This window comes from Ramlibacter tataouinensis TTB310, from assembly GCF_000215705.1.
Lineage (GTDB): Bacteria > Pseudomonadota > Gammaproteobacteria > Burkholderiales > Burkholderiaceae_C > Ramlibacter > Ramlibacter tataouinensis.
In genome coordinates this window covers 2,305,048-2,325,911 of the sequence record NC_015677.1, presented here as the reverse complement: position 1 = coordinate 2,325,911, position 20,864 = coordinate 2,305,048, and the positions used below count along the sequence as shown (strand labels likewise).

25 protein-coding genes are annotated in these 20,864 nt (G+C 69.4%); 11 read left to right on the top strand and 14 right to left on the bottom strand.

What is annotated here, in order from left to right:
* Positions 1-33: 33 nt before the first annotated feature.
* Entirely contained in the window at positions 34-1,368 is a 1,335-nt protein-coding gene (locus tag RTA_RS20985; protein WP_158307833.1) for a hypothetical protein, read from the top strand.
* A gap of 167 nt (positions 1,369-1,535) precedes the next feature.
* Here RTA_RS20985 and RTA_RS11270 read toward each other — a convergent pair whose 3' ends face one another.
* Entirely contained in the window at positions 1,536-2,543 is a 1,008-nt protein-coding gene (locus RTA_RS11270) for a D-2-hydroxyacid dehydrogenase family protein (RefSeq protein WP_013901530.1), read from the bottom strand.
* Between the two features lie 93 nt (positions 2,544-2,636).
* Here RTA_RS11270 and RTA_RS11265 point away from each other — a divergent pair, with 93 nt between their 5' ends.
* Positions 2,637-3,149: a DUF1993 domain-containing protein gene (locus RTA_RS11265; protein WP_013901529.1), complete on the top strand. Its 513-nt coding sequence runs from the start codon at positions 2,637-2,639 to the stop codon at positions 3,147-3,149.
* Between the two features lie 3 nt (positions 3,150-3,152).
* Here the strand turns inward: RTA_RS11265 and RTA_RS11260 are convergent, their stop codons facing one another.
* Positions 3,153-3,455 (bottom strand): hypothetical protein, encoded by a 303-nt coding sequence (locus tag RTA_RS11260; RefSeq protein ID WP_013901528.1) that lies wholly within the window; start codon positions 3,453-3,455, stop codon positions 3,153-3,155.
* A 115-nt stretch (positions 3,456-3,570) separates the two neighbouring features.
* Positions 3,571-4,245: a transcriptional repressor LexA gene (gene lexA, locus RTA_RS11255; RefSeq protein WP_013901527.1), complete on the bottom strand. Its 675-nt coding sequence runs from the start codon at positions 4,243-4,245 to the stop codon at positions 3,571-3,573.
* Positions 4,246-4,332: 87 nt separating this feature from the next.
* Between lexA and RTA_RS11250 the strand changes: the two genes are divergently transcribed.
* Genes RTA_RS11250 through RTA_RS11240 form a run of 3 tightly spaced genes read left to right on the top strand, consistent with a single transcriptional unit; the run spans position 4,333 to position 6,183 of the window.
* On the top strand, positions 4,333-5,277 hold the full coding sequence (locus RTA_RS11250) for an asparaginase (RefSeq protein WP_013901526.1): 945 nt from the start codon (positions 4,333-4,335) through the stop codon (positions 5,275-5,277).
* The gene (locus tag RTA_RS11245; protein ID WP_013901525.1) at positions 5,277-5,696 is read left to right on the top strand and encodes a hypothetical protein; all 420 of its coding nucleotides are present in this window, start codon (positions 5,277-5,279) and stop codon (positions 5,694-5,696) included. The genes RTA_RS11250 and RTA_RS11245 overlap by 1 nt, the downstream gene beginning before the upstream one ends.
* A gap of 22 nt (positions 5,697-5,718) precedes the next feature.
* Entirely contained in the window at positions 5,719-6,183 is a 465-nt protein-coding gene (locus RTA_RS11240) for a DUF6152 family protein (RefSeq protein WP_013901524.1), read from the top strand.
* 102 nt (positions 6,184-6,285) lie between these two features.
* Here RTA_RS11240 and adk read toward each other — a convergent pair whose 3' ends face one another.
* The 6 genes from adk to RTA_RS11210 form a co-directional block, all read right to left on the bottom strand.
* The gene (gene adk, locus RTA_RS11235) at positions 6,286-6,942 is read right to left on the bottom strand and encodes an adenylate kinase (protein ID WP_013901523.1); all 657 of its coding nucleotides are present in this window, start codon (positions 6,940-6,942) and stop codon (positions 6,286-6,288) included.
* 86 nt (positions 6,943-7,028) lie between these two features.
* On the bottom strand, positions 7,029-7,793 hold the full coding sequence (gene kdsB / locus RTA_RS11230) for a 3-deoxy-manno-octulosonate cytidylyltransferase (protein ID WP_013901522.1): 765 nt from the start codon (positions 7,791-7,793) through the stop codon (positions 7,029-7,031).
* A gap of 8 nt (positions 7,794-7,801) precedes the next feature.
* Positions 7,802-8,008: a Trm112 family protein gene (locus tag RTA_RS11225; protein ID WP_013901521.1), complete on the bottom strand. Its 207-nt coding sequence runs from the start codon at positions 8,006-8,008 to the stop codon at positions 7,802-7,804.
* Positions 7,989-8,987, bottom strand: a complete 999-nt coding sequence (lpxK, locus tag RTA_RS11220; RefSeq protein WP_013901520.1) for a tetraacyldisaccharide 4'-kinase — start codon at positions 8,985-8,987, stop codon at positions 7,989-7,991. The genes RTA_RS11225 and lpxK overlap by 20 nt, the downstream gene beginning before the upstream one ends.
* The gene (locus tag RTA_RS11215) at positions 8,988-9,416 is read right to left on the bottom strand and encodes an ExbD/TolR family protein (RefSeq protein WP_013901519.1); all 429 of its coding nucleotides are present in this window, start codon (positions 9,414-9,416) and stop codon (positions 8,988-8,990) included.
* An 89-nt stretch (positions 9,417-9,505) separates the two neighbouring features.
* Positions 9,506-10,132 (bottom strand): MotA/TolQ/ExbB proton channel family protein, encoded by a 627-nt coding sequence (locus tag RTA_RS11210; protein ID WP_013901518.1) that lies wholly within the window; start codon positions 10,130-10,132, stop codon positions 9,506-9,508.
* A 328-nt stretch (positions 10,133-10,460) separates the two neighbouring features.
* Between RTA_RS11210 and xseA the strand changes: the two genes are divergently transcribed.
* Positions 10,461-11,753: an exodeoxyribonuclease VII large subunit gene (gene xseA / locus RTA_RS11205; RefSeq protein ID WP_041676352.1), complete on the top strand. Its 1,293-nt coding sequence runs from the start codon at positions 10,461-10,463 to the stop codon at positions 11,751-11,753.
* A gap of 47 nt (positions 11,754-11,800) precedes the next feature.
* Positions 11,801-12,382, top strand: a complete 582-nt coding sequence (locus RTA_RS11200; RefSeq protein ID WP_013901516.1) for a superoxide dismutase — start codon at positions 11,801-11,803, stop codon at positions 12,380-12,382.
* Between the two features lie 15 nt (positions 12,383-12,397).
* Here RTA_RS11200 and RTA_RS11195 read toward each other — a convergent pair whose 3' ends face one another.
* Both RTA_RS11195 and RTA_RS11190 read right to left on the bottom strand, forming a co-directional pair.
* Entirely contained in the window at positions 12,398-12,850 is a 453-nt protein-coding gene (locus tag RTA_RS11195; protein WP_041676351.1) for a DUF192 domain-containing protein, read from the bottom strand.
* 66 nt (positions 12,851-12,916) lie between these two features.
* Positions 12,917-13,156 carry a hypothetical protein gene (locus tag RTA_RS11190; protein WP_013901514.1) on the bottom strand — a complete coding sequence of 80 codons (240 nt, stop codon included), beginning with the start codon at positions 13,154-13,156 and terminating at the stop codon, positions 12,917-12,919.
* 194 nt (positions 13,157-13,350) lie between these two features.
* Between RTA_RS11190 and icd the strand changes: the two genes are divergently transcribed.
* Positions 13,351-14,604 (top strand): NADP-dependent isocitrate dehydrogenase, encoded by a 1,254-nt coding sequence (gene icd / locus RTA_RS11185; RefSeq protein WP_013901513.1) that lies wholly within the window; start codon positions 13,351-13,353, stop codon positions 14,602-14,604.
* Positions 14,605-14,669: 65 nt separating this feature from the next.
* Here icd and RTA_RS21405 read toward each other — a convergent pair whose 3' ends face one another.
* Entirely contained in the window at positions 14,670-14,981 is a 312-nt protein-coding gene (locus RTA_RS21405; RefSeq protein ID WP_013901512.1) for a cold-shock protein, read from the bottom strand.
* Between the two features lie 232 nt (positions 14,982-15,213).
* Between RTA_RS21405 and clpS the strand changes: the two genes are divergently transcribed.
* Both clpS and clpA read left to right on the top strand, forming a co-directional pair.
* Positions 15,214-15,582 (top strand): ATP-dependent Clp protease adapter ClpS, encoded by a 369-nt coding sequence (clpS, locus tag RTA_RS11175; protein WP_041675386.1) that lies wholly within the window; start codon positions 15,214-15,216, stop codon positions 15,580-15,582.
* A 70-nt stretch (positions 15,583-15,652) separates the two neighbouring features.
* The gene (clpA, locus tag RTA_RS11170) at positions 15,653-17,974 is read left to right on the top strand and encodes an ATP-dependent Clp protease ATP-binding subunit ClpA (RefSeq protein ID WP_013901510.1); all 2,322 of its coding nucleotides are present in this window, start codon (positions 15,653-15,655) and stop codon (positions 17,972-17,974) included.
* A 56-nt stretch (positions 17,975-18,030) separates the two neighbouring features.
* Here clpA and RTA_RS11165 read toward each other — a convergent pair whose 3' ends face one another.
* The gene (locus tag RTA_RS11165; RefSeq protein WP_041675384.1) at positions 18,031-18,507 is read right to left on the bottom strand and encodes an EVE domain-containing protein; all 477 of its coding nucleotides are present in this window, start codon (positions 18,505-18,507) and stop codon (positions 18,031-18,033) included.
* A 131-nt stretch (positions 18,508-18,638) separates the two neighbouring features.
* Between RTA_RS11165 and RTA_RS19785 the strand changes: the two genes are divergently transcribed.
* On the top strand, positions 18,639-19,385 hold the full coding sequence (locus tag RTA_RS19785) for a glycine zipper 2TM domain-containing protein (protein WP_013901508.1): 747 nt from the start codon (positions 18,639-18,641) through the stop codon (positions 19,383-19,385).
* A gap of 33 nt (positions 19,386-19,418) precedes the next feature.
* On the opposite strand, the gene RTA_RS11155 is transcribed toward RTA_RS19785, so the two are convergent.
* The gene (locus RTA_RS11155) at positions 19,419-20,771 is read right to left on the bottom strand and encodes a hypothetical protein (RefSeq protein WP_013901507.1); all 1,353 of its coding nucleotides are present in this window, start codon (positions 20,769-20,771) and stop codon (positions 19,419-19,421) included.
* Positions 20,772-20,864 lie beyond the last annotated feature (93 nt).

Sequence of the window (20,864 nt, the reverse complement as noted above, 5' to 3'; positions counted from 1 at the left end):
GATGAGGCTGGCTGTGCAAGAATCGGCCGCTTCATGAAGCCCGCACGCGCGCGGCGCCTCGCCCTTGGCGCCTTGGTCCTGCTCGCGGCCCAGACCGGGTCCGCGTCGACGCTCGAACGCGCGCAGGGCGGCGCCCCATCGGTTTCCCCGGCCCAGCCGCCTGCTTCGTCGCCGGTGCGACGGCCGGCGGCGCGCCTGCGGCTGGAGTCGCCGGACCGGGGCGGCGAGCGGGGTCCCGCGCTCAAGCTGACGACCACCCTGGTTGCCGGCGCCGAGGCCAGTGCGGAGCAGCGCGCGGCAGCGGTGGCCCGCTGGCAGGCGATCAACGCCCAGCCCGAGGACCTGCTGCGCACCGCGCAGCGCGTGCAGGCGCTGGACAAGGACATCCAGGGCGTGCGCGAGACCATGCTGAGGAACGATGCCCGCCTGACGGACCTGCGCGGCCAGCTGGAGCGGGTGCAGCGCGAGCGCTACGCCAGCGGCCTGGTGTACAGCCTGCTGGCGGCCTTGCTGGCGGGCGCGGCTGCGGCGGTCTTCTTGTGGCGGCGCCGACGCCGGCAGGTCGAGATGCCGGACTGGTGGCGCAGCCAGACGCTGACCGGTCCGGACACCGGGTTCGGTTTCGAGGCGCTGACGACGGCGGCTCGGGTTCCGAACACGGCGCCCGTTCCCCTGTCACCGGTGGACGTGGACCTGAATTCCTTCGAACGCCGCGCCGGCCTGCATGGCATCGATGCGGAGGGACTCAGCGACATCCAGCAGCAGGCCGACTTCTTCGTCTCGCTGGGCGAATACGAGCAGGCGGTCGAGGTGCTGCGACGCCACATCGTTGCCTGCCCCACGGCCAGCCCCATGGCCTGGCTGGACCTGCTGGACATCTTCCACAAGCTGCAGCGCCGTGGCGACTACGAGGAGGTACGCGGCGAGTTCCAGCGCGCCTTCAATGCCCAGGTGCCCTCGTTCGACGCCTACCGCGACGAGGCGCACGGCCTGGAGGCCTACCCGCAGGCGCTGTCGCGCATCCAGGCGCTGTGGCCCTCGCGCAGGGTGCTGGACGTGATCGAGGACTCGGTCTTCCGCCAACCCGGCGAAGGCGCCGAGGCCTTCGGCCTGCAGGCCTACCGCGAGCTGCTGCTGCTGCACGGCATCGCCAGCGAGCTGGTGGAGCCGCAGGCCGATGCGGATGCCGGGGATGCGGCTGGGCCCTTGTCGGTTTTCATGCGGACGCATGTCCAGCCGCTGTCGGCCAGCATGGCCTGGAAGGCGCAGGCCGGCGCGCAGCTGGCGCCGATCGGCTTCACCGACATCGGCCTGGACATCAACCTGGAAGAGATGGCTGCCCAGGCCGCCGAGGCCGGCAGGCCCTAGGGCCTGTCCTCGGATGTTTTGGGGGACGCGTTGGACCCACAAAGGCCGCGCGCAAGGCGCGTGGGCGCAGCCGGGCTGGCTGCCCGGCAAGACCGCGCAACGCGGCGCCCGGCCTTTGTGGGCCCAACCCGCAGGGAGCGCGCCCGCAAAACATCCGAGGACAGGCCTTAGCGGCGGTACTGCAGCGCGGCCGGGTTGACCACGTTGGTGGGCGTGCCCTTGATGAAATTGACGATGTTGTCGAATGCCGTGCCGAAGTACAGCTCGTAGCTGTCCTGCTCCACGTAGCCGATGTGCGGCGTGCAGATGCAGTTTTCCAGGCGCAGCAGCGCATGGCCCTGCAGGATGGGCTCGCTCTCGAACACGTCCACCGCCGCCATGCCGGGGCGGCCGCGGCTGAGACCGGCCAGCAGCGCGTCCTGCTCGACCAGCTCGGCGCGCGAGGTGTTGACGAACAGCGAGGTGGGCTTCATGCGGCTGAAATCGTCCAGCCGCACGATGCCGGCGGTTTCCGGGTTCAGGCGCAGGTGCAGGCTGAGCACGTCGCTCTCGGCGAACAGCTGCTCGCGGCTTTCGGCGACCGTGTGGCCGTCGGCCTGGGCCCGCGAGCGCGAACCCTCGCGGCCCCACACCAGCACGCGCATGCCGAAGGCCCGGCCATAGCCCGCCACCAGCTGGCCGATCTTGCCGTAGCCCCAGACGCCCAGCGTCTTGCCGCGCAGCGCCATGCCGACGCCGAAGTTGGCCGGCATGGAGCCGGATTTCATGCCCGACTGCTGCCAGCCGCCGTGCTTGAGGGTCTGGATGTACTGCGGCAGCCGGCGCATGGCGGCCATGATCAGTGCCCAGGTCAGCTCGGCCGGCGCCACCGGGGAGCCGGCTCCCTCGGTGACCACGATGCCGCGCTCGGTGCAGGCATCGATGTCGATGTGCGGCCCGGCGCGGCCGGTCTGCGAGATCAGCCTGAGCCGGGGCAGCTTCTCCACCAGCTGGCGATTGATGTGGGTGCGCTCGCGGATCAGGACGATGGCGTCCGCATCGCGCAGCCGCACCGACAGCTGGCCGATGCCCTTGACGGTATTGGTGTAAACCTTCGCGGGATAGGCCTCGAGCTTGGCGGCGCAGCGCAGCTTGCGCACCGCATCCTGGTAGTCGTCGAGGATCACGATGTTCATGGGGCGATTGTGCCTCGCGCCGCGAGGCCTCCTGCACGGCTCGCGCGCAGGCATTAGCATTCGCCGCTTCAGTTCTACCCGAGGCGAAACGCAATGAGCATCTCCATGTCGTCGGCCAGCCTGCCGATCTTCAAGACCATGCTGGCCAACCTGGCCCACCTCCTGGACAAGGGGCAGGCGCACGCCGAAGTGCGCAAGTTCGACGCGGCGGCCCTGACCACCTTCCGGCTCGCGCCCGACATGCTGCCCTTCACGCGCCAGGTGCTGATCGCCTGCGACGCCGCCAAGAACGGCGTGGCCCGCATCTCCGGCATGGAGGCGCCGCGCTTCGAGGACAACGAGAGCACCTTCCCCGAGCTGAAGGCGCGCATCCAGAAGACGCTGGACTGGCTGGCCACCGTGCCGGCCGGCAAGCTCGATGGCACCGAGGACAAGGAGATCACCTTCCCGGTGGGCCGCGAGGCCACCCGCACCATGAAGGCCGAGGCCTACCTCAAGCACTGGGTGCTGCCCAACTTCTTCTTCCACGTGACCACCGCCTATGCCATCCTGCGGCACAACGGCGTGGAGCTGGGCAAGGGCGACTACCTCATGGGCAAGGCCTGAGCTTCAGTGCCTGGCTTCCAGCTCGGCCAGGCGATCGAGTTCGGCGCAGACATCGGCCATGCGGCCCGAGATGACCATCCGGCCGGCGCCGACGGGCCGATGCGCCTCCACCACGCGAACCACGCGCAGCGGACGGCACGCGCGCTGGGCGCGCATGCCGTGGACCGACCGCACCGGCGCCACCCCATGGGGACGCAGGGAAGCGGGGCGGTGCCGGGCCACGGCCGGGCCGTCCCCGAAGAACCAGCCGGCCAGCTGGTGCAAAGGCGCCAGCAGGGCGGTGAAGTGAAGCAGTGCGATTGCCATGTGATTTCTCCAGACGACAGAGGTGTCAACACAGGCAGGATTGCGTGAAGCGAGAAACCGCGCAGGGTGATGGCACCACGCCATACGCCCGCCACCTGCGCGGCCCGCGAAGGCGCTACATCAGCATGGTGTTGCGGATCAGGCCGACGGCCAGGCCCTCGATCTCGAACGGCTCGCCGGGCTCGACCACGATGGTGGGGTAGTCCGGGTTCTCGGGGTGCAGCTCGATCAGGTGCTTGTTGCGGCGGAAGCGCTTGACCGTGACCTCGTCGCCCAGGCGGGCCACGATGATCTGGCCGTTCTTGGCATCCTTGGTGGCCTGCACGGCCAGCAGGTCGCCGTCCATGATGCCGGCGTCGCGCATGGACATGCCGCGCACCTTGAGCAGGTAGTCGGGCCGGCGCTGGAACAGGCTGCTCTCGACGTAGTAGGTCTGGTCCACGTGTTCCTGCGCCAGAATCGGCGAGCCGGCCGCGACCCGGCCGACCAGGGGCAGCGCCAGCTGCGCCAGGCTTTGCAGCGGCAGCGAGAACTGCTTGATGCGCGACTCGTGGATGGAGCGCAGCGTCTCGCCCTGGAGGCGGATGCCGCGGGAGGTGCCGCTGACCAGCTCGATCACGCCCTTGCGGGCCAGGGCCTGCAGGTGTTCCTCGGCGGCGTTGGCCGACTTGAAGCCCAGCTCGGCGGCGATCTCGGCCCGGGTCGGCGGGGCGCCGGTGCGGGCGATGGCGCTCTGGATCAGGTCCAGAATCTGTTGCTGGCGGGCGGTGAGCTTGGGCGTGTCGATCATGGGGCCTCCAAAGGGTGGTGGCGCGGGTGGGACTGTTTTGATATCCAGTAGCTGTATTTTTAACCAGTTTGGAAAGGCGTGCAAGTGATGCCGCAGAAAATCGTGGTGCTGGGCACCGGCGGCACCATTGCGGGCACCGCCGCGGCGCCTGGCGACCACCTGGGCTACACCGCCGCGCAGCTGGGGGTGGAGGCGCTGGTGGCCGCCGTGCCGGCCCTGGCCGGCGTGCCGCTCGCCTGCGAGCAGGTCGCCCAGCTGGACAGCAAGGACATGGACTTCACGACCTGGCAGCAGCTGGTGCTGCGCTGCAGGCACTGGCTGGACCAGCCCGACGTGCAGGGCCTGGTCATCACCCACGGCACCGACACGCTGGAGGAAACGGCCTTCCTGCTGCACCGGGTGCTGGCGCCGGCCAAGCCGGTGGTGCTGACCTGCGCCATGCGCCCGGCCACCGCCCTGATGGCCGACGGGCCGCAGAACCTGCTGGACGCCGTGACCGTCGCGCGGGCGCCGGGCGCGACCGGCGTGGTGGCCGTGTGCGCGGGCGTGGTCCACGCCGCGCCGGACGTCAGCAAGCAGCACAGCTACCGGCTGGATGCCTTCACCTCGGGCGAGGCCGGGCCGGCGGGCCTGGTGGAGGAAGGCCGCCTGCGGCTGCTGCGCGACTGGCCCGCGGCCGGCGCGAAGGAGGGGCCGGCGGCCATGAACCTCATCGCCGCGGCACAGGCCTGGCCGCGCGTGGAGATCGTGTTCAACCATGCGGGTGCGGACGGCGGCATCGTACGCGCCCTGCTGGCTCACGGCGTGGACGGCATCGTCGCCGCCGGTACCGGCAACGGCACGCTCAGCCGCGGCCTGGAGGCGGCCCTGTTGCAGGCCCAGGAACGCGGGGTGCGCGTGCTGCGGGCCACGCGCTGCGTGTTCGGGCGCGTGCTGCCGCATGGCGGTGACGTGCTGCCGCACGCGGAGGGCCTGTCGCCTGTCAAGGCGCGCATCGAACTGCTGCTGCGGCTGCTGGCCGAGCGCGCCTGATGCTGGCCGGCCTGCAGTCCCATCCCTGGGCCTACCCGGCGCTGGAGGTGTTGCACATCGCCGGGATCGCGCTGCTGTTCGGCAACCTGGTGCTGCTGGAGCTGCGGGTCTTCGGCCGCGGTGCCGCGTTGCCGGCGGCCGAGCTGGCGCGGTTGAGCCTGGGCCTGGCGCTCACCGGCTTCTGCCTGGCCGCGGCCACCGGGCTGCTGATGTTCGCCACCCAACCGGCCGAGCTGCTGGCCAACCGCGCCTTCACCCTCAAGATGGCGCTGTTATTCGCCGCGGGGTTGAATGCCGCCTGGTTCCATGCGCGCGGCTCGCTGCGGCGGCTGGACGCGGCGGCGCGGCTGTCCATGCTGCTGTCCACCGCGCTGTGGCTGGCCGTCATCGGCTGCGGGCGCTGGATCGCGTACCAATGAACCACCACAGGAGAGAACCCCGATGAAACGTCGCACCCTCGTGCTTGCCGGCGTCGCCGTGCCCGGCCTGGCCCTGGCCCACCATGGCTGGAGCAGTTTCGACCAGGACCGCCCGGTGTGGCTGGAAGGCAAGGTGTCGCGGGTGCGCTGGCAGAACCCGCATGCCGAGCTGGAGCTGGACATCGCGTCCAACCTGCGCGTGCCGGCCGACCTGGCCTCGCGGCCGCTGCCGCCGCAGAGCGCGCCGGTGGATGGCAAGGCCCTGCTGTCGCGGGCGGTGGTGCCCACGCGCAAGGACGCGCGCTGGGAGGTGGAGCTGGCGCCCCTGACACGCATGGAGGCCTGGAAGGTGGCCGAGATCAAGCCGGGCGCGACCGTGGGCGTGCTGGGCTTTACCTTCAAGGAAGAGAAGGGCGATCCGGTGCTGCGCGCCGAGTACCTGTTCGTGGACGGCAAGACCTACGGCCTGCGCTCCAGCCCAGCGTGATGGGCCCACCCCGAAGCGGCCTGCGGCCGCCTCCCCTCAAGGGCGCCACCAGCGGCCCGGCAAAGCCGGTTCCGCGGTGGCCGCTGGAAGAACCCTATGGATTCAGCTGGACAGCGCCGCCAGGGCGCGGGCGGTGATCTCTTCCACGGTGCCCACGCCGCTGATGGCGCGGTACCTGGGCGCGTTCAGCGGGTCGGCCTTGGCCCAGTTGGCGTAGTAGTCGACCAGCGGGCGGGTCTGCGAGGCGTAGACCTGCAGCCGCTTGAGCACCGTCTCTTCCTTGTCGTCTTCGCGCTGGATCAGCGGCTCGCCGGTGACGTCATCCAGGCCCGCGACCTTGGGCGGGTTGAACTTGACGTGGTAGGTGCGGCCCGAACCCGGGTGCGAGCGGCGGCCGCTCATGCGCTCGACGATGGCCTCGAAGGGCACGTCGATCTCCAGCACGTAGTCCAGCTTGACGCCGGCGTCCTTCATGGCGTCGGCCTGCGGGAGGGTGCGCGGGAAGCCGTCGAACAGGAAGCCCTTGGCGCAATCGGGCTGGGCCAGGCGCTCCTTGACCAGGCCGATGATGATGTCGTCGCCCACCAGGGCGCCCGAGTCCATGACCTTCTTGGCTGCCAGTCCGAGCGGCGTGCCGGCCTTCACCGCGGCGCGCAGCATGTCGCCGGTGGAGATCTGCGGGATGCCGTACTTCTGGCAGATGAACGCGGCCTGCGTGCCCTTGCCCGCCCCGGGTGCGCCCAACAGAATCAGTCTCATGGTGTCCTCGGATCTATACGTTCGGGCTTCGCGCGGCCCCCGCAGCCTCTCGCGCCGAGGATAGCATGTGACCCTGCGGGAGATGCTTACGCCGCGCCGGCGGCGAACAGGGCGCGCACGCGCTGCAGGTCCTCGGGCGTGTCGACGCCCGGCCCCGGGGCGTGCGCCGACAGGTGCACCGCGATGCGGTGGCCGTGCCACAGCGCACGCAGCTGCTCCAGCGCCTCCAGCTGCTCGATCGGTGCCTGCGGCAAGCGCGGGAAAGCCTGCAGGAAGCCGGCGCGGTAGCCGTAGATGCCGATGTGCCGCAGCGGGCGCGGCTGCGGCAGCTGCTCGATGCCCGCGGCGAAGCCGTCGCGCCACCAGGCGATGGGTGCCCGGCTGAAGTACAGCGCCAGGCCGCGCGCATCGGTCACCACCTTCACCACGTTCGGGTTGCCGAAATCGGCGACCGCGTCGATGGCATGCGCCGCCGTGCTCATGGCGGCCTCGGGGCGCTGCGCCAGCAGGGCCGCCACCGCATCGATCAGGGCCGGGTCGATCAGCGGCTCGTCGCCCTGCACGTTGACCACCGTGCTGTCCTCGGCCAGTCCCAGCTGCTGGCAGGCCTCGGCCAGCCGGTCGCTGCCGGACGGATGGTCGGGACGGGTCATCACGGCTTCGATACCGTGCGCCCGGCAGGCCTGCGCGATGGCTGGGCTGTCCGCCGCCACCACCACGCGGCTCGCGCCGCTGCGCTGCGCGCGCTCGGCCACCCGCACCACCATGGGCCGGCCGGCGATGTCGGCCAGCGGCTTGTCGGGCAGGCGGGTGGAAGCCAGCCGCGCGGGGATCAGGACGGTGTAGCTCATCGCCGGCACTACACCAGGGGCGTGCGCTTGGGCAGCCGCTCCAGCTCCTCGTCGCTCAAGGGGCGGGCCTGTTCTTCCAGCAGGATGGGGATGCCGTCGCGGATCGGGTAGGCCAGCCGCGCGGCGCGCGACAGCAGCTCCTGCCGGTTGCGGTCGTAGTCGAGGAAGCCCTTGGTGACCGGGCAGACCAGCAACTCAAGCAGTTTGGGATCCATGCGGGGATGATAGCTTTGGCGCCAGCAGCGAATCGAGCCGCGACCAGAACGCCGGCTCGATGGCCAGCGCCAGCGGCACGGCCCAGGCATCGGGCCGGTGCCGCCACAGCTTCACCGCGTCTTTCTCGGTGCAGAGCAGGCTGTGGCCGGCGTGCGCGCCGGGCTGCCAGCCGGCGAAATCGTCGTGGTCGGGCAGGGCGACGGTCCGCACCGGTGCCAGGCCGCGCTCGCGCAGCATGGCGAAGAAAGCCTCGGGCTTGGCGATGCCCGCCAGTGCGATGCAGGGCGTCTCGCGCAGGGCCTCCAGGGGACGGCGCGTGCCGTCGGCGCGCACGGCCTCGTCGGCCAGCCGGCGCTGCAGGCCGAAGCCCTCGATGGGCACCCCGGCGGGCCGCAGCACCAGGTCCACCGGCCGCGGCCAGCGCTCGCGCAGCGGACCGGCCGGCAGCAGCCAGCCGTTGCCGGTGCCGCGTTCGTCGAACACGCAGACCTCCACGTCGCGCGCCAGGCCCAGGTGCTGCAGGCCGTCGTCGCACACCAGCACCTGGGTGGCGGGATGGGCGGCGCGCAGGGCGCGTGCCGCGGCCATGCGCCGTTCGGCGACGAACACCGGCACGCCGCAGCGGCGCGCGATCAGCAGCGGCTCGTCACCGACCTCTCCGGGCGGCGAGTCGGCATGGACCTCGCGCGTGCCGCGTGAGTGCCGCCCATAGCCGCGGGAGATCACGCCCGGCCGCAGCCCGGCGGCGCGCAGGTGCTCGACCACCGCCATGACCACCGGTGTCTTGCCGGCGCCGCCGGTCAGCACGTTGCCGATCACGATGACGGGGATGCCGGCATCTTCGGTGCGCCGCCAGCCCCGGCGGTAGGCCGCGCGGCGCAGGGCGGCCAGCATGCCGAACAGCAGCGACAGCGGCCACAGCAGGCACGCCAGCGGGCCGCGGCCGCGCCAGGCGCGCTGCAGCGCCGCCGCGGCCACCTACGGCTTTCCGCCGGTGGCGGAGGACTGCGCGGCGAAGGTGACCTGGTTCAGGCCCGAGCGCCGGGCGGCCTCGAGCACGGTGATGACCGCCTGGTGGGGCGAGGCCGCATCGGCGCTGATGATGACGACGCTGTCCCTGCCCGCGACCGCTGCCGTGGTCAGGGCCGCCGACATCGCCTCGACGCTGCGGCCGGAGACCGGGCTGCGGTTGACGGTGTAGCGGCCGTCGCCGGCGATGCCCACGATCACCTCGCGGGGGTAGTCGCGCTGGGCGTCGGCGTCGGCCACCGGCAGCCGCAGCTGCAGCTCGGTGAACTTGCTGTAGGTGGTGGACAGCATCAGGAAGATCAGCACCACCAGCAGCACGTCGATGAACGGGATCAGGTTGATCTCCGGCTCTTCCTTGGCGCGCGGACGGAAGTTCATGCCGGACCTCCGCAGGGCCGCCCCAAGGAGGGCCAGCCCCCTCGGGGGGCAGCGCAGTACACGAAGTGACAAGCGTGGGGGCTCATGGTCTAGCGCCGCAACGTGTTCAGGTGGCGCACGAAGCGCTCGGACGCCAGTTCCAGCGACAGCAGGTAGCCGTCGACGCGGGCGCGGAAGTAGCGCCAGAAGATCAGCGCCGGGATGGCCACCATCAGGCCGAAGGCGGTGTTGTACAGCGCGATCGAGATGCCGTGCGCCAGCTGCGCCGGGTTGCCTCCGGTGGATGCGCCGGGCGCCTGCGAGCCGAAGATCTCGATCATCCCGATCACGGTGCCCAGCAGGCCCAGCAGGGGGGCGGCCGAGGCGATCGTGGCCAGTGCGCTGAGGTAGCGCTCCAGACGGTGGGCAACGGCGCGGCCCGCGCCTTCCATGGAGGCGCGCAGGTTCTCCTCGCTGCAGCGCGGGTCCGAGTTCAGCGCCCGGAACCCGCTGGCCAGGACCTCGCCCAGTGCGGAGTTCTGCTCCAGCTGCCGGACCACGTCGGGCGTGGGCACCGCGCTGCGCGAGACGGCCAGCGCCTCGTCCAATAACCGGGGTGGGGCGACCTTGGCGGTCTTCAGGCTGACGAAGCGCTCGATGACCAGCGCCAGGGCCAGGATGGAGCAGGCGATCAGCGGCCAGATCGGCCAGCCTGCGGCTTGTATGATCGAAAACAAGGGGGTTCTCCGGGGGCTTGCGTACTGCTGGGGGGCGATTATGCGTGTAGCCCTTGTCGCTGTAGGACGAGAACGCTCGACTGTAGGAACTGACCCACATTTTGTGTGGATAACTTTGTGCAGAACCGCCCCCTGGAGCCCCGGAAAGCCGCATCCCTGCTGCGCCGTGACAAATCGATGACAATTTGAGCAGAAAAAACGCGTTCTGAATCAATGAGTTACGCGGTGACAACTGCATTTGAACGGGCTTGTAATGGGAAAGAGGGATGTCTTGGTCAGCTGTGGACTGTTGCCGCAGCCGATACGGCGCCAAGCCGCATAGTTGCTGATGCCTGAGGTCCAGAGCCCAGCATTGGCGCCGCGCACCTGGCAGGTTGGCGCACTTTGCCGCGCCATTGCTGAGTCTCTGGACGCCAGGTTCAACCCGGTCGCGGTCCGCGGCGAGGTTTCGGGCTTCTCGCGCGCCCCCAGCGGGCATTGCTACTTCACGCTCAAGGACGCCAGCGGCCAGCTGCGCTGCGCCATGTTCCGCCGTGCCGCCTCGCTGCTGGAGTTCCTGCCGCGGGACGGCGACGTGGTCGAGGTGCGGGGCCGCCTGGACGTCTACGAGCCGCGCGGCGACCTGCAGCTGATCGTCGAGAGCCTGTCGCGGGCCGGGCAGGGCGCCTTGTTCGAGCAGTTCCTGCGGCTCAAGGCGAGGCTGGAAGCCGAGGGCCTGTTCGATGCGGGCCGCAAGCGGCCACTGCCGGCCCTGCCGCGCGGCATCGGGCTGGTGACTTCGCTGGGCGCGGCGGCGCTGCACGACGTGGTGACCGCCCTGCGGCGGCGCGCCGCCCATGTGCCGGTGGTGCTCGCGCCGGCGGCGGTGCAGGGCGCGCAGGCGCCGGCCGAGCTGGTGGCCGCGCTGCGGGCGCTGTACGCCCGCGCCGCAACCGGCGAGCTCGACGTGATCCTGCTGGTGCGCGGCGGCGGCTCGCTGGAGGACCTGTGGGCCTTCAACGACGAGCAGCTGGCGCGTACCGTCGTGGCCAGCCCGGTGCCGCTGGTCAGCGGCGTGGGCCACGAGACCGATTTCACCATCGCCGATTTCTGCGCCGACCTGCGTGCGCCCACGCCCACCGCCGCCGCCGAGCTGGCGGCCCAGCCGCGTGACGCCTGGCTGGGCGACCTGGCGCGCCTGCAGCAGCGCCTGCGCGACGTCGTCACGCGGCGCTTCGATGTGGCCAGCCAGCGCCTGGATGCGGCCGCCGGCCGCCTGGGCCGGCCGTCGGCCCGCGCCGCGAGCCAGCACCAGCGGCTGGAGCGCCAGGCGCTGCGTCTGCGGCATGCGCTGGAGCGCCGGTTGCGCGAGGCCGCGGGCGCTGCCGAAGAAGGGCAGGACGCGCTCCAGCGCGCCGTGCAGGACCGGCTGGCGCAGGCCGGCCAGGAGCTTGGCCGCGCCCAGCTTCGGCTGGAGCTGATGGACCCGCGGCTGGTGCTGCGCCGTGGCTATGCGCTGCTGACGCGGATGGGCGGCGAAGTGGTCAGCAGCGCGGCACAGGTGCGCACCGGCGAGGCGCTGCGCGCCCGCCTGGCCGACGGTGAGGTCGATCTGACCGTCGCGCCGCCCCGCCTGATTTAGTGCCTAGAATCGACCGCCTCCCCAGAGCAACAACCACGAGGAACCCCATGGAACACACCCTGCCGCCGCTTCCTTTCCCGATCGATTCCCTCGCGCCGCACTACTCGCGGGAAACGCTGGAATACCACCATGGCAAGCACCACAACGCCTACGTGGTGAACCTCAACAACCTGCAGAAGGGCACCGAGTTCGAGAACCTGCCCCTGGAGGACATCATCAAGAAGTCCTCGGGCGGCATCTACAACAACGCCGCGCAGATCTGGAACCACACCTTCTTCTGGAATTGCATGAAGCCGGCTGGCGGCGGCGAGCCCAGGGGCGCCCTGGCCGAGGCCATCAACAAGAAGTGGGGCAGCTACGCCGCCTTCCGCGAGGCCTTCGTCAAGTCGGCCGTGGGCAACTTCGGTTCGGGCTGGACCTGGCTGGTCAAGAAGCCCGACGGCAGCGTGGACATCGTCAACATGGGCGCCGCCGGCACGCCGCTGACCACCCAGGACAAGCCGCTGCTGACGGTCGACGTCTGGGAGCACGCCTACTACATCGACTACCGCAACCTGCGCCCCAAGTTCGTCGAGACCTTCCTCGACAAGCTGGCGAACTGGGACTTCGCGGCCAAGAACTTCGGCTGACGGCCCGCGGCGCGGCTATCGCCGCGCGAAGGGGCCGCCGCTGAGCTTGTCGCCGGGCTTGAGGCCCTTCTTGGCGAACCAGCCCTGGTTCATCTCGAGCACGTAGCGCACCGGCTTGGCCGAGCAATGGGACTCGGGGCTGCGCGCCTGCATGTCGGCCACGTTGACGATGCTGCCGTCGTCGGCCAGGAAGGCCGCGCTCAGCGGGATCAGGGTGTTCATCATCCAGAAGCACTGGACGGAAGGCTGGTCGAAGACGAACAGCATGCCTTCGTGCTGGGGCATCTCCCGGCGCCACATGAGGCCGGTGGCGCGCTGGCCGGGCGTGCCGGCGACCTGGGCGTCGATCTGGTGCATGCCGGCCGACAGCTTGGCGCGCGGCAAGTTCAGCTGGGGTTCCTGCGTTTGCGCCCAGGCCGGGGCAAACGCCAGTGTCGCGGTGGTGAGGGCGAGCAGCAGGGTCTTCATCTGCAGCATTGTGGCCAATAAAAGGAAATGCCCGCCGAAGCGGGCATTGCCATGGAGCCAGCCGGATTACTTCTTGGCGGCTTCTTCTTTCTTCTCGGCCGCGGCGGTCTTCTTGGCGGCCTTGGCATCGGCCTTGGCGGCGGCGGTCTTCTTCTCGGCCTTGGCGGTGGCCTTGGCTTCCTTCTTCTCGGCCTTCGCCTCGGCCTTGGGGGCCGAAGCGCCAGCCATCGGGGCGCCGGCGTGGGCGGCGGCGAAAGAGCCGGTGGCGAAGAGGCTGGCAACCAGGGCGGCGAGCAGCTTGTTCATGTCAGGAGTCCTTTTAGATGATGACTGATGAATACCCCCCGGGGCCGGGAAGTACCCTGGAAACGCCGCAGCCGCCGCGCCGGTTGACAGCCGCCGGCCGCGCCGGGAGCCTGGGTGCGATCACCGCTAGAATTCCAGGGTTTTCCCGCGCCGCGCGCGCCACGTTACCCACCCCTCCGGAGACGCTTTTTCCCATGTACCAGCACATCAAGGTGCCCAGCCAGGGCCAGAAAATCACCGTCAATGCCGACATGTCGCTCAATGTGCCGGACGAGCCCGTCATCCCGTACATCGAAGGCGACGGCACCGGCATGGACATCACGCCGGTGATGCTGAAGGTGGTGGACGCCGCGGTGGCCAAGGCCTACGGCGGCAAGAAGAAGATCCACTGGATGGAGGTCTACGCCGGCGAGAAGTCCACCCGCGTGTACGGCCCCGACGTCTGGCTGCCGGAGGAGACGTTGCACGCCGTGCGCGACTACGTGGTGTCCATCAAGGGCCCGCTGACCACGCCGGTGGGCGGCGGCATCCGCTCGCTCAACGTCGCGCTGCGCCAGGAGCTGGACCTGTACGTCTGCCTGCGGCCCATCCAGTACTTCAAGGGCGTGCCCTCGCCGCTGAAGGAGCCGGAGAAGACCAACATGGTCATCTTCCGCGAGAACTCCGAGGACATCTACGCCGGCATCGAGTTCGAGGCCGAGAGCGAGAAGGCCAAGAAGCTCATCAAGATCCTGCAGGACGAATTCGGCGTCAAGAAGATCCGCTTCCCCAAGACCTCGGGCATCGGCGTCAAGCCGGTCTCGCGCGAGGGCACCGAACGCCTGGTGCGCAAGGCCATCCAGTACGCCATCGACAACGACAAGCCCAACGTGACCCTGGTGCACAAGGGCAACATCATGAAGTTCACCGAGGGGGGCTTCCGCGACTGGGGCTATGCCCTGGCCCAGAAGGAGTTCGGCGCCCAGCTGATCGACGGCGGCCCGTGGTGCAAGTTCAAGAATCCCAAGACCGGCAAGGACATCGTGGTCAAGGACTCGATCGCCGACGCCTTCCTGCAGCAGATCCTGCTGCGCCCGGCCGAGTACAGCGTGATCGCCACGCTCAACCTCAATGGCGACTACGTGTCCGACGCGCTGGCGGCCCAGGTGGGCGGCATCGGCATCGCCCCCGGCGCCAACATGAGCGACTCGGTGGCCATGTTCGAGGCCACCCACGGCACCGCGCCCAAGTACGCGGGCAAGGACTACGTCAACCCGGGCTCCGAGATCCTCTCGGCCGAGATGATGCTGCGCCACATGGGCTGGACCCAGGCGGCCGACCTGATCATCAGCTCGATGGAGAAGTCCATCCTCAGCAAGAAGGTCACCTACGACTTCGCCCGCCTGATGGACGGCGCCACGCAGGTCAGCTGCTCGGGCTTCGGCCAGGTGATGATCGAGAACATGTGAGCCGGGCCAGCGCCTGCTGAGAGAAGAAAGCCGCCCGAGGGCGGCTTTCTTCCTGGGCGTGCGACTCAGTGCAGGTCGGGCTGGCCGGCGGCGTGGAACTGGGGGGCCCGCACCTTGGGCTGGCGGGGCGCGCGGGCAAGGGCTGCTGCCGGTTGGGCAGCCGCCGCGCCGCCGCCTTCGGTCTGGATGTTCTGCGCCAGCTGGCCCTTGGGGCCTTCGGTGACCTCGAAGGTCACGCGCGAGCCCTGCTTGAGTGTCTTGAATCCCTCCATGGTGATGGCGGAGAAATGCGCGAAAACATCTGCTCCGCCGCCGTCGGGCTCGATGAACCCGAAGCCCTTGGCATCATTGAACCACTTGACCGTACCCGTCGCCATTGCTTGACCCCTCTCTCTCTCTTCCTCTACTAGTTGTAACAGTGTCCCGGATACAGGGATGAGCTGTCAACATTTTCACGTACCCCCGTCTGGCCGTGACTTTGGCGCCGCGAATGGTTGGCCGGCTGCGCAGTGATGCCAGAATGGGCTGCAGGGTGCCGATGGCGGCTTGAATGTGGGTGATGTGTCGCCATCTCACACGCACGGGACGCCCGCCGGCACGCTCGATAGAATGAATTTCATGGCCAGCAAAACCCCCACCCCTGCCCCGGTTGCGCCCAAGACGCGGCCGGCGGACGACGATGGCGGGTCGGTGGTGCTCGAGCGTCGGACCCAGAAGACCAAGCCCCCGCAGATGTACCAGGTCGTCATGCTCAACGACGACTACACGCCCATGGAATTCGTGGTCGTGGTCATCCAGGAGTTCTTCAACAAGGACCGGGAGACGGCCACGCAGATCATGTTGAAGATCCACCTGGACGGCAAAGGCATCTGCGGCGTCTACTCGAGGGACGTGGCGGCCACCAAGGTCGAGCAGGTGCAGGAGGCTGCTCGCCAGGCAGGGCATCCCCTTCAGTGCGTAAGTGAACCGGCCGAGTAAATCGCGGTCGAACCATCAACGGGATTAGAGTGAGTCAGAGTCAGCAATCAAGCAAGGCAAAGGAAATCTCATGATTGCCCAGGAATTGGAAGTCAGCCTCCATATGGCATTCGTGGAGGCGCGCCAGCAGCGCCACGAGTTCATCACCGTGGAACACCTGCTGCTCGCCCTGCTGGACAACCCCAGCGCGGCGGAAGTGCTCCGGGCATGCTCGGCCAACATCGACGACCTGCGCAAGTCGCTGTCCAACTTCATCAAGGACAACACCCCCCAGGTCGCCGGCACCGATGACGTGGACACCCAGCCCACCCTGGGCTTCCAGCGCGTGATCCAGCGCGCCATCATGCATGTGCAGAGCACCGGCAACGGCAAGAAGGAAGTCACCGGCGCCAACGTGCTGGTAGCCATCTTCGGCGAAAAGGACTCGCATGCCGTGTACTACCTGCACCAGCAGGGCGTCACGCGGCTGGACGTGGTCAACTTCATTGCCCACGGCATCAAGAAGAGCGACCCGCCCGAGCCCGCCAAGAGCGGCGAATCCTCGTCCGGCGAGGGCGAGGAGGGCGGCGAGAAGAACGAGAAGGCTTCCCCGCTCGAGCAGTTCACCGTCAACCTGAACCAGCAGGCCAAGGACGGCAAGATCGATCCGCTGATCGGCCGCGAGTACGAGGTCGAGCGCGTGATCCAGATCCTGTGCCGCCGCCGCAAGAACAACCCCCTGCTGGTGGGTGAGGCCGGGGTGGGCAAGACCGCCATCGCCGAGGGCCTGGCCTGGCGCATCGTCCAGAAGGACGTGCCCGAGATCCTGGCCGAGTCCAACGTGTACTCGCTGGACATGGGCGCGCTGCTGGCGGGCACCAAGTACCGCGGCGACTTCGAGCAGCGCCTCAAGGGCGTGCTCAAGTCGCTCAAGGACAAGCCCAACGCGGTGCTGTTCATCGACGAGATCCACACCCTGATCGGGGCCGGCGCGGCCTCGGGCGGCACGCTGGACGCGTCCAACCTGCTCAAGCCGGCGCTGTCCAGCGGCCAGCTCAAGTGCATCGGCGCGACCACGTTCACCGAGTACCGCGGCATCTTCGAGAAAGACGCGGCGCTGTCGCGGCGCTTCCAGAAGGTGGACGTGGTCGAGCCCAGCGTCGAGCAGACGGTGGAGATCCTCAAGGGCCTGAAGTCGCGCTTCGAGGAGCACCACAGCGTCAAGTACGCGGCCAACGCCCTGCAGGCGGCGGCCGAGCTCAGTGCCAAGTACATCAACGACCGGCACCTGCCGGACAAGGCCATCGACGTGATCGACGAGGCCGGCGCGGCCCAGCGCATCCTGCCGGTGAGCAAGCGCAAGAAGACCATCTCCAAGGCCGAGGTCGAGGAGATCGTGGCCAAGATCGCCCGCATCCCGCCGGCCAACGTGTCCAACGACGACCGCGGCAAGCTGCAGAACATCGAGCGCGACCTCAAGAGCGTGGTGTTCGGCCAGGACAAGGCGCTCGAGGTGCTGGCGGCGTCCGTGAAGATGGCCCGCTCGGGCCTGGGCAAGGGCGACAAGCCGATCGGCGCGTTCCTGTTCAGCGGCCCCACCGGCGTCGGCAAGACCGAGGCCGCCAAGCAGCTGGCCTACATCATGGGCATCGACCTGATCCGCTTCGACATGTCGGAGTACATGGAGCGTCATGCCGTGAGCCGCCTGATCGGCGCGCCTCCCGGCTACGTGGGCTTCGACCAGGGCGGCCTGCTGACCGAGGCCATCACCAAGAAGCCGCACTCGGTGCTGCTGCTCGACGAGATCGAGAAGGCGCACCCTGACATCTTCAACGTGCTGCTGCAGGTGATGGACCACGGCACGCTGACAGACAACAACGGGCGCAAGGCCGACTTCCGCAACGTCATCATCGTCATGACGACCAACGCGGGGGCCGAGACCATGAACAAGGCGACCATCGGCTTCACCAACCCGCGCGAGGCGGGCGACGAGATGGCCGACATCAAGCGCCTGTTCACGCCCGAGTTCCGCAACCGCCTGGATGCCATCGTGAGCTTCAAGGCGCTGGACGAGCAGGTCATCCTGCGCGTGGTCGACAAGTTCCTGCTGGTGCTGGAGCAGCAGCTGGCCGAGAAGAAGGTGGAAGTCACCTTCACCGACAAGCTGCGCAAGCACCTGGCCAAGAAGGGCTTCGATCCGCTGATGGGTGCCCGCCCGATGCAGCGCCTGATCCAGGACACCATCCGCCGGGCGCTGGCCGACGAGCTGCTGTTCGGCCGCCTGACCGACGGGGGCCGCCTGACGGTGGACCTGGACGAGAAGGACGAGGTGTTGCTGGACATCCAGCCGCTGCCCAAGAAAGAGGGCAAGCCGCGGCCGGAGCCGGAGGAAATCTCCACCGACGGCCAGTAAGTGCGCCGCCGCGCATGAAAAGCCGCCTTCGGGCGGCTTTTCTTTTGCCCGCGTGTTCAGGCGCCCAGCAGCTCCACGATCAGCCGCCAGTGCCCGGGTTCCACCGGCGTGATCGACAGCCGGTTGCCCTTCTTGAGCACCAGCATGCCGGCCAGCTGCGGGATGGACCGCATCTCGGGCAGGGTGAGGTTGCGCGTCTTCCTGGTCACCTGCACGTCCACCAGCATCCAGCGCGGCGATTCCTGCTTGGAAGCCGGATCGAAGTAGGGCGAGGCCGGGTCGAACTGCGTGGGGTCGGGGTAGGGCGCGGAGGCCACCCGCGCGAGGCCCACGATGCCCGGCTCGGCGCAGCTGGAGTGGTAGAACAGGACGCCGTCGCCGATGCGCATGGCGTCGCGCATGAAGTTGCGGGCCTGGTAGTTGCGCACGCCGGTCCAGGGCACCGTCGATTGCAGGGCCGCGAGCGCGTCGTCCACCGAGACCTCATCGGGCTCGGACTTCATCAGCCAGTACTGGGCACGCGCCTCGGCCATGGGCCGCGATTATGGAGGCTGTTGGCTGGGCGCATCGCCGGGCGGTAACAAAGGGCTGCAGCCCTGTTCCCGCGCGTCCGGGCCCCCGGGTTTGCGTTAAAAGCTCAGTTTCTCAACTCTGCAGTAAAGCCATGCGCCCACGCCGATTCCTCCCGCTGCTGCTGTCCGCCCTGGCGGTGCTCGTCTCCGCCCCGACCCTGGCCGACGACGATGACGATGACGACCGCCGCGGTCGGGGCCACAAGCACGGGCACCACAAGCACAAGGAACACAAGGAACACAAGGAAGAGTTCTGGGAGGGCAACTGCAAGATCGAACGCAAGTGGGAGAAGAACGGCGACTTCAAGGAGGAGCGCAAGTGCAAGGGCGCGCGTCCGGTCGCCGTGCATGCGGCGCCCGCCGTGGTCTACCCGCCCTGGATCGTGGTGCAGCAGGGCGCGCCGGTGTATGCGCCGCAGCGGGCGCCCGACGTGCCGGCCTCCGGGGTGTCCCGCTGCCAGAGTCAGACCGTGGGCCATGTGCTGGGCGGCATCGTCGGCGGCGTGCTGGGCAACCAGATCGGCAGCGGCGACGGCCGCGTGCTGGCCACCGTGGGTGGCGCCGTGGCGGGCGTGCTGGTGGGCGGCGAGATCGGCCGGCGCATGGACGCCAACAACCAGGCCTGCGTTGGCCAGGTGCTGGAGTTCGCGCCGCCCGGCCGGCGCGTGCAGTGGGCCACCGACGCCGGCCCCTACGCGGTGGTGCCCGGCCAGGTCACGCAGAACCAGGGGCGCTTCTGCCGTCCGTACACCTTCGAGCAGCAGACGGCGCTGGGCTGGAAGCGCGCCAGCGGCACGGCCTGCCGCCGCGACGACGGCGTATGGCTCAAGCATTCCTGAGCGCGGTCAGGCGATAACGCCGTCACCGCACCTTCACCGGGCGGCGCTGGCGTCGAAGCGCCGGCCGTAGATGCCGCCCATGTCGCCATCGAGGTCCCAGGCGTGCCAGGAGACCATGAAGCCGCCCGCACCCGTGGCCGCCACGGCCGGCCCCTGGCCATCGGCCAGCTGCGTCACCGCGCCCAGCGCGCCGCCCTGGGCCGAGAAGCGCCGCGCGTACAGGTAGTTGCCCGGCCCGGCATTCCAGGTGATCACGTAACTGCCGTCCTCGAGCACGGCCAGTGCCGGCGTGCGTTGCGTGATGCGGCAGCTGGTCGGCGCATGGCGCTGGTAGCAGTCGGCCGCCACCTCGCTCGCATCCACCGGCGTGGCCGCATCCTGCGCGGCGCCGTCGGTGGCGAAGCGCTGGGCCAGCACGCGTTCACCGGACTGCCAGGTGAGCAGGTAACCGCCGCCCGCCAGGGGCGCCAGCGCGGGGTTCACGCCGTTCTGGGCCGGGTCCGACACGCGGGTCTCGCTGCCCGCAGGCGCGCCATCGGCGCCGAAGCGCTGGACGTAGATGGCCGACCCCGAGGCGCCGTCCTGGAACTGCGAGCTCCAGCCCACCACCCAGCCGCCATCGGCCAGGCTGGCCACGGCAGGCGAGTACCGGCTGCCGCCCGTGCGGCTGAGGAAGGCATTGGCCCGCTGCTCCTCGCCCTGGGGCATGCCCGCCGCGTCGAAGCGCCGCACCAGGATGTCGGAGGTCGTGGACTTCCAGGCGATCACGTAGCCGCCACCCGCCAGCCCCGCGGCAGCCACCGGGTACAGCTCGTCGCCGCTGCGAAGGTTGACCTTCTGCTCGGCGCCCGCCGGCGTGCCATTGGCGTCGTAACGCTGGGTCCGCACGCCGGTCTGGCTGCCGCCGTCGTCGCGCACCACCCAGGCGATGACATGGCCGCCGTCGGCCAGCGCCGCGACGGCGGGCTTGATGTTGGTGGTGGCCCCGCGGGTGGGGATGCAGGCCTGCGCTCCCGCGGCCTGACCGTCGGCGGCGTAGCGCTGGGCGCACACCGCAGTGGTCCCGTCCACGGCCTGCGAGTTCCAGGCGACCACATGGCCGCCGCTGGCCAGCCGGGCGATGGCCGAGCCCACCTGGTTGCCGGCTGTGGTGCCGTTGATACGCTGCGCCTGCGGGCCGGTCGTGATCGGGCCCACCGCCTGGACCGGCGCGGCGGCCGAGGCCGTGGTGCCGGAAGGCGAGGACATCGCACCCTGTGCCGAGGCAGCGTCCGCGCCGCCGCCCCCTCCGCCGCCGCACGCGGCCAGGCACATCGTCGCCAGGGCCGACATCGCCAGGGCGCGGGGCCGGGCGCTTCTCAATTGCTGCTTGTCGATACTACGCATGCCTTCTGTACTCCGGGCGTGTCACAGACGCCTGAAGGCATTGTTGAGAACCCACGGTTCAGCCACGATGGGTTGAAAGCGCGACCATATGTA

Coding starts and splice junctions, on each gene's coding strand:
- RTA_RS20985 (WP_158307833.1), top strand. CDS start 34: ATGAAGCCCGCACGCGCGCGGCGCCTCGCCCTTGGCGCCTTGGTCCTG.
- RTA_RS11270 (WP_013901530.1), bottom strand. CDS start 2,543: ATGAACATCGTGATCCTCGACGACTACCAGGATGCGGTGCGCAAGCTG.
- RTA_RS11265 (WP_013901529.1), top strand. CDS start 2,637: ATGAGCATCTCCATGTCGTCGGCCAGCCTGCCGATCTTCAAGACCATG.
- RTA_RS11260 (WP_013901528.1), bottom strand. CDS start 3,455: ATGGCAATCGCACTGCTTCACTTCACCGCCCTGCTGGCGCCTTTGCAC.
- lexA (WP_013901527.1), bottom strand. CDS start 4,245: ATGATCGACACGCCCAAGCTCACCGCCCGCCAGCAACAGATTCTGGAC.
- RTA_RS11250 (WP_013901526.1), top strand. CDS start 4,333: ATGCCGCAGAAAATCGTGGTGCTGGGCACCGGCGGCACCATTGCGGGC.
- RTA_RS11245 (WP_013901525.1), top strand. CDS start 5,277: ATGCTGGCCGGCCTGCAGTCCCATCCCTGGGCCTACCCGGCGCTGGAG.
- RTA_RS11240 (WP_013901524.1), top strand. CDS start 5,719: ATGAAACGTCGCACCCTCGTGCTTGCCGGCGTCGCCGTGCCCGGCCTG.
- adk (WP_013901523.1), bottom strand. CDS start 6,942: ATGAGACTGATTCTGTTGGGCGCACCCGGGGCGGGCAAGGGCACGCAG.
- kdsB (WP_013901522.1), bottom strand. CDS start 7,793: ATGAGCTACACCGTCCTGATCCCCGCGCGGCTGGCTTCCACCCGCCTG.
- RTA_RS11225 (WP_013901521.1), bottom strand. CDS start 8,008: ATGGATCCCAAACTGCTTGAGTTGCTGGTCTGCCCGGTCACCAAGGGC.
- RTA_RS11215 (WP_013901519.1), bottom strand. CDS start 9,416: ATGAACTTCCGTCCGCGCGCCAAGGAAGAGCCGGAGATCAACCTGATC.
- xseA (WP_041676352.1), top strand. CDS start 10,461: ATGCCTGAGGTCCAGAGCCCAGCATTGGCGCCGCGCACCTGGCAGGTT.
- RTA_RS11200 (WP_013901516.1), top strand. CDS start 11,801: ATGGAACACACCCTGCCGCCGCTTCCTTTCCCGATCGATTCCCTCGCG.
- RTA_RS11195 (WP_041676351.1), bottom strand. CDS start 12,850: ATGAAGACCCTGCTGCTCGCCCTCACCACCGCGACACTGGCGTTTGCC.
- RTA_RS11190 (WP_013901514.1), bottom strand. CDS start 13,156: ATGAACAAGCTGCTCGCCGCCCTGGTTGCCAGCCTCTTCGCCACCGGC.
- icd (WP_013901513.1), top strand. CDS start 13,351: ATGTACCAGCACATCAAGGTGCCCAGCCAGGGCCAGAAAATCACCGTC.
- RTA_RS21405 (WP_013901512.1), bottom strand. CDS start 14,981: ATGGCGACGGGTACGGTCAAGTGGTTCAATGATGCCAAGGGCTTCGGG.
- clpS (WP_041675386.1), top strand. CDS start 15,214: ATGAATTTCATGGCCAGCAAAACCCCCACCCCTGCCCCGGTTGCGCCC.
- clpA (WP_013901510.1), top strand. CDS start 15,653: ATGATTGCCCAGGAATTGGAAGTCAGCCTCCATATGGCATTCGTGGAG.
- RTA_RS11165 (WP_041675384.1), bottom strand. CDS start 18,507: ATGGCCGAGGCGCGTGCCCAGTACTGGCTGATGAAGTCCGAGCCCGAT.
- RTA_RS19785 (WP_013901508.1), top strand. CDS start 18,639: ATGCGCCCACGCCGATTCCTCCCGCTGCTGCTGTCCGCCCTGGCGGTG.
- RTA_RS11155 (WP_013901507.1), bottom strand. CDS start 20,771: ATGCGTAGTATCGACAAGCAGCAATTGAGAAGCGCCCGGCCCCGCGCC.